General features: G+C 51.9%; 13 protein-coding genes. 10 read left to right on the forward strand and 3 right to left on the reverse strand.

From position 1 onward, the window contains the following. The first annotated feature begins 68 nt into the window (after positions 1–68). The 3 genes from PKO01S_RS08620 to PKO01S_RS08630 all read left to right on the forward strand — a co-directional run bounded on the left by PKO01S_RS08620 (position 69) and on the right by PKO01S_RS08630 (position 2272). Positions 69–614, forward strand: coding sequence for a hypothetical protein (locus PKO01S_RS08620; RefSeq protein WP_127530922.1), 546 nt, complete (start codon positions 69–71; stop codon positions 612–614). 544 nt (positions 615–1158) lie between these two features. Beyond that, positions 1159–1602, forward strand: coding sequence for a hypothetical protein (locus PKO01S_RS08625; protein ID WP_127530923.1), 444 nt, complete (start codon positions 1159–1161; stop codon positions 1600–1602). 64 nt (positions 1603–1666) lie between these two features. Then, positions 1667–2272 (forward strand): hypothetical protein, encoded by a 606-nt coding sequence (locus PKO01S_RS08630; RefSeq protein ID WP_127530924.1) that lies wholly within the window; start codon positions 1667–1669, stop codon positions 2270–2272. Positions 2273–2494: 222 nt separating this feature from the next. Here the strand turns inward: PKO01S_RS08630 and PKO01S_RS08635 are convergent, their stop codons facing one another. Next, a complete protein-coding gene (locus PKO01S_RS08635) occupies positions 2495–3313 on the reverse strand; it encodes an AraC family transcriptional regulator (RefSeq protein WP_127530925.1) in 819 nt (272 codons plus the stop codon). A gap of 144 nt (positions 3314–3457) precedes the next feature. Between PKO01S_RS08635 and mgrA the strand changes: the two genes are divergently transcribed. The 6 genes from mgrA to PKO01S_RS08665 all read left to right on the forward strand — a co-directional run bounded on the left by mgrA (position 3458) and on the right by PKO01S_RS08665 (position 10532). Beyond that, positions 3458–4456, forward strand: a complete 999-nt coding sequence (mgrA, locus tag PKO01S_RS08640; protein WP_127530926.1) for an L-glyceraldehyde 3-phosphate reductase — start codon at positions 3458–3460, stop codon at positions 4454–4456. A 553-nt stretch (positions 4457–5009) separates the two neighbouring features. Continuing rightward, a complete protein-coding gene (gene sfnG, locus PKO01S_RS08645; protein WP_127530927.1) occupies positions 5010–6122 on the forward strand; it encodes a dimethylsulfone monooxygenase SfnG in 1113 nt (370 codons plus the stop codon). Positions 6123–6248: 126 nt separating this feature from the next. Beyond that, positions 6249–7694 (forward strand): APC family permease, encoded by a 1446-nt coding sequence (locus tag PKO01S_RS08650; RefSeq protein WP_164779539.1) that lies wholly within the window; start codon positions 6249–6251, stop codon positions 7692–7694. 31 nt (positions 7695–7725) lie between these two features. Then, a complete protein-coding gene (locus tag PKO01S_RS08655; RefSeq protein ID WP_127530929.1) occupies positions 7726–8922 on the forward strand; it encodes an acyl-CoA dehydrogenase family protein in 1197 nt (398 codons plus the stop codon). Between the two features lie 83 nt (positions 8923–9005). Then, positions 9006–10187 (forward strand): acyl-CoA dehydrogenase family protein, encoded by a 1182-nt coding sequence (locus PKO01S_RS08660; protein WP_127530930.1) that lies wholly within the window; start codon positions 9006–9008, stop codon positions 10185–10187. Between the two features lie 90 nt (positions 10188–10277). Then, positions 10278–10532, forward strand: coding sequence for a DUF2642 domain-containing protein (locus PKO01S_RS08665; protein WP_246070494.1), 255 nt, complete (start codon positions 10278–10280; stop codon positions 10530–10532). 171 nt (positions 10533–10703) lie between these two features. Here the strand turns inward: PKO01S_RS08665 and PKO01S_RS08670 are convergent, their stop codons facing one another. Both PKO01S_RS08670 and PKO01S_RS08675 read right to left on the reverse strand, forming a co-directional pair. Continuing rightward, a complete protein-coding gene (locus PKO01S_RS08670; RefSeq protein WP_127530931.1) occupies positions 10704–10946 on the reverse strand; it encodes a hypothetical protein in 243 nt (80 codons plus the stop codon). Between the two features lie 100 nt (positions 10947–11046). Then, positions 11047–11400, reverse strand: a complete 354-nt coding sequence (locus PKO01S_RS08675; RefSeq protein WP_127530932.1) for a DUF4870 domain-containing protein — start codon at positions 11398–11400, stop codon at positions 11047–11049. Between the two features lie 215 nt (positions 11401–11615). Here PKO01S_RS08675 and PKO01S_RS08680 point away from each other — a divergent pair, with 215 nt between their 5' ends. Beyond that, positions 11616–12965 (forward strand): transglutaminase domain-containing protein, encoded by a 1350-nt coding sequence (locus PKO01S_RS08680; RefSeq protein ID WP_164779540.1) that lies wholly within the window; start codon positions 11616–11618, stop codon positions 12963–12965. Positions 12966–13169: the final 204 nt, after the last annotated feature.

Raw genomic sequence — 13169 nt, forward strand, 5'->3', positions numbered from 1 at the left:
CGAAAAAGGATGACAGAAGAACAACTCTTGAATGGTTATTATTATGGATAAGGTAGGTGATGTAAACGGTGGGAATGGAGTCGTATAATTTTCTCTTGGCACCTAAAGACTATGAAGTTATATTTGATGATGAGATCGTAGAATTAAAGGGCAATCAGGCGTTGCCATTTAGTGAAGTGATAAAGAGTATATCTTCAATTCCACTAGTACAATCCTATATTCCTAAGGATTCATCGAAAGATGACAACGCAGAGTGTTACTACTTTTATTCAGATTCAACTTGCATCATTGAACTAGAAGTTAATGCGGGGATAATTGAAGATAAAGGTGTTGAAGAAATATCAGTGCGATTCGCAGTAATTAATCCGGTTGACACTTTCAACAAAACAATACAGATCTGTAGAGGGATCTGTAATAATCTACAAATGCGAACGATTGATCTGAGGTTAGGTCAAGTGTTGGATCTTAGTGACGATTTACAAATTTTAAGAAGTGAGAAGGCATTCGAGACTAAGAGATCGAACTTTTTCAAGTTGTTTATGCTTGATGAAGAGACTTGGACTAGACCGTCGTATTGTGGAAAAGAACTTTATGATGAAATAAGAACCCGATAGATGCTATTGCCCTGGAGGAATTATACCTCCAGGCTTCTTTTTTGAGATTTGCTTAAGAGTGGCTCGAATACCCTGCAACGATAAAAGAGTTGCCGCAGCCGATATGGAAAGTGCATAGCAAGTGAACTTTAATAGGGGCTACGAACGTTCGAAGTTGTATGAAAATAAAGTCATTACAGATAGTTCAGATATTAAAAGTAAAGAAAGGGCAAAATGGACATCAATCGAGAGCTAAATGAATTAATAAATGTATTTAAGTTGCCTGTAAAAGATGATGAGGAAATTAGGGAGTACTTGGAACATAGTGAATGGGGGTTGCTCTAGAATATTTGATTTCTACATTGCTAGATGAAAATGTAGAAATTTCCGAACTTATTTATCACCGAATTAAAGAGATCGGAGAGTTTATGGAACTTGAAGCAAGGTCATGGGAGGACTTGAAGCCTCTTATCAATAAGTATGAATAAGACCTTGGGGCAAAAATTCTCAAGGTCTTTCTTTCCAAGAAGGTGGTTCTCTTATCCTTGTAAAATGAGGTGGATATATGATAGGAGTTCAAGTTAATGAATCGAGTTTAGAGAAAAGTAGTCGAAACGCTATTACCGGTGAAATATATTTTCAATTTCATGAAGTTTGCTTCCCTGAACCAAATTGGAATGATTTTGTAGTAATTTTATTAACATGGTGGAATAAGTCCATAAGATTGCTTGAAACCGCATCTATTGGGAACAAGGTGAATCTCTATTTTATGGAAGGCCCTTATTATGTGCAAGGTGAAAAAAGAGATTCCGAGAATGTGTCATTGAGTTTCATTCGACGAAATAAAAATAATTTATGTATTATGTATTCAATTGAGACAGAGATTAGTTCTCTGAAAAAGTCAATTGTAAGTGCCTCGAATATAACTCTCAAGGAAATACGCAATAAGGGTTGGATAAATGAAGATGTTCAAGAATTAATAAAAAGCTTGCAAACTACACCACAATGAGATAAAAAGCCCCCAAATGACTTCCAGGACCGAAATTTTTTTAAATAGAAGAAGGTTTAAATTAATGACAGTAGTAAAACATGAGATCTACCTTACAGGTATAAGTGGGAGGATGATAAATTTGAGTGCAGATTTTTTAGCTATTCTTGAATATGGACGGTTAGAATATCCCACGGAACTGTTTTATGAGAATTTGAGGACATTTAAAAATTTTGGATTCATGAAAGACTGGATTGAGAGATCAAGAATAAAGTACCCCAATTCAGACTGGGGGAATAAATGGTATGTAAGGGACGAAGAAAGTTATATCGAGATAGGTGGAATGGGGGGGATAGTATTTTTGCTTACTAATAAGTGTTGCTTGGTGTCACACTACATTAGCTGGGGCCATTTTGTAATGGAAGGTGATGCAGAGGACATCCAAAATAATCTGAGGTCATTAATACGAGAAATAGCAGCTAATATTGGAACGAATCAAGCAATATATATACCAGATAGTTCTTATAAAGCTTCTAAAGTTCAAGATTTATTTTATGACGATAAAGAATACCACCTTTTGAAATCATGGTTATTATCTAATTGCGGGGAGCCAACTGTTAGAATAAGTGATATATACGATGTTTCTTCAAATAGAATAAATACAAATGGATATATAGTAGATTTCTTCTAATAATATCAAACTTCAAGAAGTATTCGATTAATGGTGCTTCAATTCTATTAATAAGCAATAGGCTAATACTTTTAACTTATGACCGCATGCGATTGTAACAACACCGCATGCGGTTACTTTTTTATAACAACCCACCCAGTACCGAATGAGTAGGCAGCAAAATTCATAGGAAAAGACCTGATGATTAGAAAACGAAGATGCATTTCCTCGCCAAGCAGCCCCCTAAGGCTGCTCAGTTCCCCTATGATAGCGGCTCGGCGGAACGCCGACCACTTTCTTGAACATGCGCGAGAAGAGGAGCGCGTCCTTGTAGCCGACGGAGCGGGCCGTCTCGGCGACGGTCAGGCCGGTCGAGCGGAGAAGCTCGCATGCCTTGTCCATCCGGTAGCGGAGCAAATATTGCTGAGGCGGGATGCCGAGCGCTTCGCGGAACAGCGTCGCGACGTATTTGCGGTCCAGGCCGAGGTAGTCGGACAGCTGGCGGATCGTCACTTCTTCCTCGTAATGGCGGTGGATGAAGTCGACGGCGCGGCGCACGTACGTCTCGCGCGGCTTGCGGTCTTCTTCGGTATCGCCGGCGGCCGGTGCTTGGCGGACCAACGCGGCCAGCAGCTCGTACAGGACGCCTTGCATTTGCAAATCGCCGCCCGGCCGTTCGGACAGCTCTCCGAATTGGATGAACCGCTCTTTGTCCGTCCCTGACGGATTATCAAACACCGGATTGTCTGTCAGCGACGTCCGGCTAAGAATGGCATCGACCATCGTACCGGAGAACCCGATGCAGCTGTACAGCCATGGTTCGTCCGCATCCGACGCATATTGGAATATTTCACTGACCGGCGTATAAAATCCCCGTCCAGCCTCAACGACGTATTGTTGGCCTCTAATCGTTAAAGTCCCTTTGCCCTCATGAATAAAAAAAAGCTTATGATGATCGCGTACGCCCGGCCCCCAGCCTTGCTCAGGCTCGGTCGTCTGCGTTCCCCAATAACAGATGCGCACGTCGTGGCTGCTGCCCGCCGCCCCAGTTCTATTGCTCATCTTGACTATCACCTGCCTGATCTATCGATAACATCTTTTGCACTAATTCTGACATTATACCATATAGTTCTGTCATTCTTGCATTGGGAAAGATAGGAGGGGAATGCTACAATGGTGCCATAACAGACGAGGAGATGATTCGAAGTGGTATATTCCGCTAATGAGAAACGATATGACTCCATGACATATAACCGTACAGGCCGGAGCGGCCTTCTGCTGCCGGCGCTGTCGCTTGGCCTGTGGCACAACTTCGGCGGCGTCGACAAATACGAGAATGGCCGCGCGATGGTGCGCCGGGCATTCGATCTGGGCATTACCCATTTCGACCTTGCGAACAACTACGGCCCGCCTCCGGGCTCGGCTGAAGAAAACTTCGGCCGCATGATGCAGCAGGATATGGCGCCTTACCGCGATGAAATGATTATTTCGACCAAGGCTGGCTACGGCATGTGGGCGGGTCCTTACGGCGAGTGGGGCTCGCGCAAATATTTGATTTCGAGCCTCGACCAGAGCTTGAAGCGGATGGGACTGGAGTACGTCGATATTTTCTACTCGCACCGTCCAGACCCGAACACGCCGATGGAAGAAACGATGGGAGCGCTCGATTACGCGGTTCGTTCCGGCAAAGCGCTGTACGCGGGCATCTCGAACTACTCGGCGGAGCAGACGGCAGAGGCTTCGGCTATTCTGAAACGTCTCGGAACGCCTTGTCTGATTCATCAGCCGTCGTACTCGATGCTGAACCGTTGGATCGAGAACGGACTGCAGGATGTGCTCGATCAAGAGGGCATCGGCTCGATCGTCTTCTCGCCGCTTGCCGGCGGCGTGCTGACGGGCCGTTACTTGAACGGCGTTCCTGCCGACTCCCGCGCAGGCGGCGCGAGCGTGTTCCTGCATGCGCATGACTTGTCCGAAGGCAAAATGGCAAAGGTGCATAAGCTGAACGAAGTGGCGAAGGAGCGTGGCCAATCTCTTGCCCAGCTGGCGCTTGCTTGGGTGCTTCGCGGCGGACGCGTGACGTCGGCGCTGATCGGCGCAAGCCGCGTCGAGCAGATCGACGACAACGTAGCAGCGCTGAACAACTTGGCGTTCTCCGAGGAAGAGCTGCGCCGGATCGAAGACATTTTGGCTCTGCCGAACTAACCGGCATCCGAATCCGAAGGAAACCTTCGGACAAAACGATGATAAACCCGAGAAACTCGAACCGAAACGTTCGAGTTTCTTTTTTTATTGCCGAAGCGATAGAGGGTCACTCAGCGTGCGATGAAACAACAAAACCATCACATTAGTCCATATCGTTGTTTACGCATCGATAATAAAGCATATGTTGTCCTTCCGATAAATCCCACTATCCCGTTGAAATACGCCGTATTCGATTCTTTTGCCCATCCAGACAATTCATAAAGCTTTCGTTGCTTATGTGCGAATAATCCAACATCTGTTATCAATATGGCGGTTATCCATCGCTGCGAAATTTATTGTCGGTTGTATGTTGCGATGAAATTGCTATAATCAGTATATTCCGATTAGAACAATAGGGATTAAAACAATACGAGAAGCGGCAAGTCGACCGGATAACCGGAGACACCTCCCGCAAATGGCGCACGGTCCGAACGACTCGGACGGTCTATTTGCGGCGGGGAGTCTCCTTTTTGTGCATACATCAACGTTCAACGTTATGGGAGGAGTCGGGAAGATGAGCATTACATTTGGATATTGGGCACCGCTTGAACATAACGGACTTGTCGCGACCAAGCTGCCGAGCAGAACGAGTTGCTCGTTCGATGCGAACGTCCGCTATGCGGCAATCGCGGAGCAATACGGCTTCGAGCACGTGCTGCTTCCGACCCGGTTCGTCGCGAGCAGCGATTCCGAGGAGCAGTGGGAGTCGCTTACGATCGCGGCGGCGCTGGCCGTCAAGACCAGCAAGCTGGAGCTGATCACAGCTGTCGCCTCCGGCTTGTGGCCGCCGGCAATCGTGGCCAAAATGCTGACGACGATCGATCACTTGAGCGGAGGCCGCGCAGCGATCAACGTCGTAAGCGGCTGGCTGAAGGACGAATATATCGCGCTTGGAGAGCACTGGCTCGACCACGAAGAGCGCTACCGCCGCTCGGAGGAGTTCATCCGCGTGCTTCGCGCGTTGTGGACCGAGGACAGCGCGCAATTCGCGGGCGACTTCTATCGCTTGCGTGGGGCGGCGTATAGTCCGAAGCCGGTGCAAAGCCCTGGGCCAACCGTGTATCAAGGCGGCAATTCAAAGTCTGCGAAACAAATGGCGGGCCGCGTGTCGGACTTTTATTTTATGAACGGAAACACGCTTGAACAGCTAAAGAAACAGATCGATGAAGTGTCTGCTTATGCGGCGGACAACGGCAGAAAGGTGAAGTTCGGCGTCAATGCGTTCGTCATCGTCCGCGATACGGAGGAGGAGGCGCAGCAGTTTTTGCGGGACATTATCGAGAACGCCGACAGAGCCGTCGTCGAGCAGTTCCGCGAGCAGGTGAAGCAAGCCGGGCGGGCGGCTGAAGGCGGTGAGGGCATGTGGTCACAGTCCACGTTCGAGGATTTGATCCAGTTCAATGACGGCTTCAAGACGGGGCTGATCGGCACGGCCGAACAGGTTGCCGACCGGATCATCGAGCTGAAACGAATCGGAATCGATATGGTGCTGACCGGCTACTTACATTTTGACGAAGAGCTGGAGCAGTTCGGCCGTACCGTCATTCCGCTCGTTCGCGCCAAAGAGGCTGCGCTTGCTGCCCAGAACAACGGAGCGGCTGTATCTGCCGCATCCGCAACGATTTAAGCACAATGAAGCGATAACCGGCAGCCGATCGGACATCCGAAGGTTCTTCTCCCGACTTATCCAGAAGGGGAAGAGCCTTTTTGCCATAACCACCGGTCGGCCCGGATAACTAAGGAGGAAATGACAATGAGCCATTCCGAGAGTGTACCTGCGCTTAGTCCGAAGAAAAAGCTTACGTTATACGATGCGGTCAACTCCACGCTTGCCCAGATGGCTCCTGCCGCAGGCATTTATTATGGTTTGCCCGTCATTCTGGCGGCAACCGGCATCGGCTCGCCGCTCACGATTCTAATTGCGGCAGTAGCCATCCTGCTCGTCGGCTTAAACTTGACCTACTTCTCCAAATTGCATCCCAGCAGCGGATCGATGATCAAATATATCGGGATGACGTTCGGCGGGGTCACGGGTACAGCTGCCTCCATCGCGTATCTAGCAGGAGCGCTGTTCTTGGCTGCCTCCGCCTTCATCGAGCTGGGCGGTTGGACGGCCGACTCCTTGGCGCACTACGGCATTCACGTCCACTGGGTCATCCCGACGCTCGTGCTCGGGTTGTTCGTCTGGTCGCTTACGATTATCGGCATCGACCGTTCGACGAAGATTGCTTCGGTCGCCATGATTATCGAGATTATCGTGCTGGCAGGCGTATCGATTTATGTGCTGCTCGACCCGCCGTCGGCACTGTCGGCGAAGCCACTGTTGCCGTCCTCCATTGAAGGAGGCTTATCCGGCATCGGTCTTGGGTTCCCGCTTGCGATCTACTTGTTCATCGGCTTCGAGAATTCGGTGGCATTGTCGGAGGAAACGGAAAATCCTCGGCGGAACACGCCTCGCGCCGTCTTGTTCAGCATCGGTATTCTGGCGGTGTTCTTCATCTTCGTGTCCTACAGCATTATTGCCGGCTTCGGCAATGACGGGGCGGCGCTGACGGCAAGCGCGAATCCGTTCGTCGACCTTGCCGACAAGTATCTCGGACGGTTCTCATTCTTGGCAATCATTGCAGGCTTCACGAGCATCTTCGGCATGACGATCGCATGCCTCAACGGCTTCTCGCGCGTCGCCTTCAACTCCGCAAGGGAAGGCGTTCTGCCGAAGCCGATCACCGGCGTATCGCGGTGGGGGACGCCGTCTTCCTCGCTGTCGCTGCTGACGGGACTCGGCCTTATTGCGGCAATCGCCTTCGGTTATTACGGCGGCGATTGGGTGACGGGCTTCGGCTACCTAGGAACGATCGGTACGATTCCGCTTCTGTTCATCTACGCTGCGCTTAATGTTGCGGTTATGTTCGACCGGAAGGGCAAGGCGCCTTTTCTAAACAAATATGTTGTACCGCTTCTGGGCACTGCAGCCATTCTGCTGCCGCTGTGGGCGATGATGCAGCCGGGCCAGCCGGCGCCATTCAGTTATTTCCCATGGGTCATCGTCGCGATTATCGTGCTGGGGCTGCTCTATGGAAAGTACGTAACGAAGAAGGATCCGACGCTTGCCGAACGCATTGGTGCGGTAACGGAACATACGGATACACCGGCTGCGGACATAACGCTTACGAATGCACGCATTGAGAAGGCGCTATAACGAGCGGAGAGACGAGAGGGGAGACTTATCAATGACAACTTCGATCACGCAATCCGGGAATGAACAGCAGTTAAGGGAGAAGCTGCGGGAGACGGTCGATGCGGTTGTTCGGCCGAACGCCGAATCCGTCGACCGGGATGGAGCATTCCCGAGAGCCAATCTTCAGGCACTTGCCGATGCCGGCTGGAACAGCATTCTGATTCCTCGCCAATACGACGGCCTTGGGTTGGATTATAAAGCATTCGCCATCGCGGCCGAGGAGATCGGCAGAGGGTGCCCGTCGACCTCGCTTATTTATGTCATGCATGTCGGCGCGGCGCAGACGATCGTGTATTACGGCACCGAGGATCAAAAGGCGCGTTGGCTGAAGCCTGTGCGGCAAGGCGCAATCGGTACGCATTCGATGAGCGAGAAGGCGACGGGCGGCCATACGTGGTACAGCCTCAGCGAGGCGAAACGCAATGGCGAAGATTACGTGCTCGATCTGGAAAAATCGTTCACGACGAGCGGCGGCGAAGCGGACTTCTATTTGCTGCAGACGCGTACACCGGGGGCGCAGAAGCCGACCGATTTGAGTTATTTTATCGTCGATGGCAGTCATCCCGGCATTACGGCCGGCGAATGGCAGGCGCTAGGCGTCCGGGGCAACCAAAGCGGACCGCTCAAGCTCGATAACGTGACGGTGCCTGGGCGCGATTTGCTCTGGGAAGAGAACCGGGCAGGCGAAATCGCCGTGAACGGCGTTGACCCGCTCTATCTGCTCGGCATCGGTTCGGCTTGGATCGGCGTAGCCGAGGAGGCGCTCTCCATTGCGCTTCGCCATGCGCAGCGGACCGTCCATCGCGACTTCAACCGCAGTCTAGCCGATTATCAGGTTATTCGCGGACAGCTTGCCCAAGCGCAAATATGGCTGCGGAGCTTGAAGCCGTGGCAAATGCAGCTGGCGGAGAAGTTTAATCAGATCCAAGCCGAAGGACGGCTGCTGGGCGAAGTGTGGTACGAAGCGACGGAGTTCAAAATCCACGCGACCGAGATTGCCAATCAGATTGCGGGCATTGCGCTTGACGTAACGGGAGGTTACGGCTACAAAAAAGGGCCGCTGGAGCGGATTTACCGCGATGTGCGGGCAGGTCTCGTGCTGGCGCCTTCCAACCATCTGGCGCGCGAGCTGGTCGCCAAGGAAATGGTCGGACTGCCGCCGGAGCTGTGGACGCAAGGCGGAGAATAGAGGACAGCCCTTCGAAGGAAGGGCTTGTCTTATGGATAAGAATAATGAATCGATTGAACATACAGGATGGGGAGGACACCGATATGACACTAGCGGCAGAAACGGTGCAAAGCTACGAACGGACGGCTCTGGAGCTGGCGGAGCGGCTGCGCTCGGATGCGATTCAACGCGATAAGCAGGGCGGCACGCCCAAAGTGCAGCGCGATTGGATTCGCGAGAGCGGACTGCTTAAGCTGCTCATTCCGCGCGAATACGGCGGCGACGGCCAGCCGTGGTCGGCGGTGCTTCGCGTCGTGCGGATTCTGGCAGAGGCTGACGCGTCGCTCGCGCATTTGTACGGATATCATTTTTTGTGCCTCGTTGCGCCGCATCTCGCGGGGACGCCGGAGCAGATCGCACATTTTTATACCGTTACAGCACGCAACAACTACTTCTGGGGCAACTCCTCGAACCCGCTCGTGAAGACGATTATCGGCCGGCGCGAGGGGGACCGGGTCATCGTGAACGGCAGCAAGACGTTCAGCTCCGGCTCTCCGGATTCGGACTTGCTGGCGATATCATGGAATGACGCGGAGACCGGCGAGTATTACGAAGGCATCATTCCGACTTCGCGGCCGGGCGTCGAAGTGTTGGACGATTGGGACAATATGGGCCAGCGCCAGACGGGGAGCGGGACCGTCACGTTCCGGGACGTGCCGGTAGAGAAAGAAGAAATTTTGGAGACGCCCTATGCAGGGCATACCGTGTTCTCGACGATCATTCCGATTGTGTCGCAGAGCATTCTCGCCAATATATTCGCCGGCAGTGCGGAAGGAGCGCTGGAGGATGCGAAGCGGTATACGCACGACACGTCGCGGCCGTGGTATACGTCCGGATACGCGAGGGCGGACGAAGATCCATCCATCTGGCGCCAATACGGCGAGCTGTGGACATCCAGCATAGCGGCGACTAGCTTGGTCGAGAAAGCGGCTGATAAGCTGGACCGGCTTTGGGAGCGGGGCACGGACTTGACGGAGGAAGAGCGGGGCGAATGCGCCGTTATCGTCGCCGCCGCCAATGTGCATGCCGGACGCGTCGCGCTGGATATAACGAGCCGCATATTCGACGTCATGGGAGCTCGCGCCACGGCTTCGAAGTACGGCTTCGACCGGTTCTGGCGGAACGTAAGGACACACACGCTGCACAACCCGGCGGAATACAAGCTGCGCAATATTGGCGCTTGGGTGCTGAACGGCACGCTGCCGGAGCCAGGCTATTATTCTTGATGGAATTGAAATTTCCCGGCGATCGCCCATTCCTAGACTTAGGCAGCTGCATATAGTGGATTCGAACCTAAATCAAGGAGTGGTGAACGTTTGTATTCCTACCATCCAACTCAAGTAAGCCCTAGTCATGTAGAGCCAACTCAAGTCCAAACGATCTCGTCTATAGATCCGTATGTTGTTGAAGCGCTTATGCGTTTAAAAGGGCGCTGCGTCTTAATCGAAACGACGCGCGGAGCGATTGAGGGAACGATTATCGATGTAAAGCCGGACCATGTCCTTCTTCAACTGCATACGCGTCAAGCGTGTGTGCGCATCGCGGAAATCGTCTGGACGATGCCGCTGTAGCCGAACGATCCGCCGCTGACAGGCAAGTCTCTAACCGGTGTTAGAGGCTTGCCTGTTTCAGCTGTTTCAGCTGTTCCACCAGGTTCGTCCGATTGTTACTGATGGGAACGTTGGAAATGCCCAAAAGGCGGATCAGATAATTCCTGATCCGCCTTTTGAATGGTAGGAGAGTTACCGGCAAGCAGGGAAAGGCAAAATGTCAGCTACCTGATTAAGCGCAAAGTGGAACGTTGCGAATTGCGATTGGTACAAATATTGAATCATGTACACATCGCCGCCTTGAATGCCGCACAAAATGCCGGATACGCCGGATCCGTCGCGCATTGAGAGGCCGACGGGGCGGCCGGTGAGCATGCTTGCTTTCTGTTGGATGGACATAGCACCGGGCATCGCACCCGGGGAAGGCATAAACATAGATGCACCTCATCCTTCATGGGTAGGGGGTAGAGTCAGCATCATTCTATGCATCTGCCCGCCCGGGCGCAACAGGCCGCGGATGCGGCAGGCGCCTATTTCATTTCAAGAACCGGATCGTCATCGGATAGCGGTAGTGGCTTCCGTCATTCGCCCGAATCGCGCCGATAATGGTTAGGATCACCCAAGCGATGAGAAGCGCGATCACCATAAGGATGCCGATGATAATCGAGATCAGGATGGAGGAGATGATGAAATAAATGGCGTAGCTGATCTGGAAATTGAGCGATTCCTTCCCTTGGGCATCTACATAAGACGATTGATCGCGCTTAATAAGCCAGATAATGAGCGGTCCAAGTATGGAACCAAGCGGAATGAAGAGCCCGGCGAAAGCCGTCAGATGGCACAGCATGCCGAACAGGCGGTCCTCCCGCGACAGATGATCAGGATACATCGAGATCCTCCCTTGGTATCGTCCAGATGCATCGACATGCAGCGTGGACGTCGTTGATAGCCTATTGATGAACGATATGCGGCTGCCGACGGAGCTATTCGGGCATTTTGTGCACGGTATATCAAGTTCGGGTTTCAATATTTACAGCAAATACCGTCTGCATATAATATGGAAATGACAGCAACTTTGATTGGTAAAATATGGAGAGTGACACGGTGAGGCACATCAGATGGTTTGTTCTTGGCATGATATTCGTTATTACATTAAGCGCGATTGCGCCGGCGGACGTGCTTGCGGCTGCAGCGAAGACGGCGGGAACGCCAGCTTGCGATTCGCGGTGGTACGAGCCGGCCATGACGGTCGTTCCGCAAGGTCGGATCACGGTCAAGGGGCAGGCGCAGCCGGTTTATTATCAGGTCGGACTTGAAGAAGAGCTCTATTCCTCCGATGCGGCGCTGGATAGCGGATCGGTGACGAGAGTGTATAATACGCTCAAACAGGACAATCAGACGTATTATGCAATCGGCGGCGATAAGTACGTGAAGGCCAATTCGAATCTGAAATACGAGAAGGTTCCAACGAGCATTCGGAATTGTATGTTGGATGCGGTAGCCGATTACAACGTCAAGACGTGGGTAGCCGAAGCGAAAATGCTGAAAACGCCGCTTACGAAGCTTATCTTCCTGTTCCAGCGGCTGGATGAGCATGTCACCTACGACTATCCGCTTTACAATGGAACGGGAGGGGACCCTCTTTCCTATACGAGTACGGGGGCGTTAGCGAACGGTCTAGCCGTCTGCGAAGGCTACGCGACTGCGCTTGCGCTGCTGCTGACGAAAGTAGGAATTGAGAACAAGACGATTACCGGGCTTGCGACGAACGGCATTGGAACCGACGGGCATATGTGGAATCTCGTCAAGCTGGACGGGCTGTATTACCATGTCGATCCGACGTGGGGGGATGACTATATCGGTCAATTTCATTATTTCCTGCTTCCGGATCAGGATATGAAGCGGAATCATTATTGGAGTATGAAGACGTATGCGACAAGCGATAAGTATGCATTCTTTGACCGCATAAGCAATGCTTTTAATCTCGATCTTGTGAACGGAACGTACGATGAGATCGGCTACAGCGGCGGAATCGAACGCAAGAAGCTGGCTGACAAAAGCACCGTCCGCATCACTCCTGCTGGAGACCGCGTGTATGGCGCGCCGCAGGTGTATAACGGAGAGTTGTACTATCTGACGGACCGTGGTCTCAAAAAGGTGTCGCTCGACGGATCGAACGCTCAGTTCTTGGACAAGCCTGAAGGTGCGGTTAACCACTTCATCGTGTTCAACAACAAGGTGTATTACACCAGCCTGCGCATCTCGTTCGACGAGCCTTATGCTTTCAAAGTATTCAAGAGCGGCACGGACGGCAGCAATCCGGAATTGGCGTACACGTTCACAGAGATGGAGAATCATAACTTCCGAGGGTTTTATGTCGCGAAGGACGGTGCGCACAGCACGCTGTATTGCTATACGGACGATCATCAGTTGATTCGGATGGATTCGTTCTAGTGAAAAAAGACGGCTCCTCGTTAAGGTACGAGGGGCCGTCTTTCGTATTTAATAAAGCGTATGAATGACGTCCTCGAAATTCGGCTCTTCCATATGAACGTCCTCGATCTCGCCAAAATGCTCCAGCAGCCGAAGCGCGTCCATCGCGCTGAGCTCATCCCGGTTGCACTCCGCCGTTACGGTACGCCCGTCAACGGCGGCTAG

The organism is Paenibacillus kobensis NBRC 15729 (assembly GCF_004000825.1).
Classification (GTDB): domain Bacteria; phylum Bacillota; class Bacilli; order Paenibacillales; family Paenibacillaceae; genus Paenibacillus_T; species Paenibacillus_T kobensis.

Bases quoted from the DNA above. Each gene is read 5' to 3' on its own strand.
- PKO01S_RS08670 (WP_127530931.1), bottom strand. From the start codon at position 10,946: ATGTTTATGCCTTCCCCGGGTGCGATGCCCGGTGCTATGTCCATCCAA.
- PKO01S_RS08655 (WP_127530929.1), top strand. From the start codon at position 7,726: ATGACAACTTCGATCACGCAATCCGGGAATGAACAGCAGTTAAGGGAG.
- sfnG (WP_127530927.1), top strand. From the start codon at position 5,010: ATGAGCATTACATTTGGATATTGGGCACCGCTTGAACATAACGGACTT.
- PKO01S_RS08625 (WP_127530923.1), top strand. From the start codon at position 1,159: ATGATAGGAGTTCAAGTTAATGAATCGAGTTTAGAGAAAAGTAGTCGA.
- PKO01S_RS08660 (WP_127530930.1), top strand. From the start codon at position 9,006: ATGACACTAGCGGCAGAAACGGTGCAAAGCTACGAACGGACGGCTCTG.
- PKO01S_RS08630 (WP_127530924.1), top strand. From the start codon at position 1,667: ATGACAGTAGTAAAACATGAGATCTACCTTACAGGTATAAGTGGGAGG.
- PKO01S_RS08650 (WP_164779539.1), top strand. From the start codon at position 6,249: ATGAGCCATTCCGAGAGTGTACCTGCGCTTAGTCCGAAGAAAAAGCTT.
- PKO01S_RS08635 (WP_127530925.1), bottom strand. From the start codon at position 3,313: ATGAGCAATAGAACTGGGGCGGCGGGCAGCAGCCACGACGTGCGCATC.
- PKO01S_RS08675 (WP_127530932.1), bottom strand. From the start codon at position 11,400: ATGTATCCTGATCATCTGTCGCGGGAGGACCGCCTGTTCGGCATGCTG.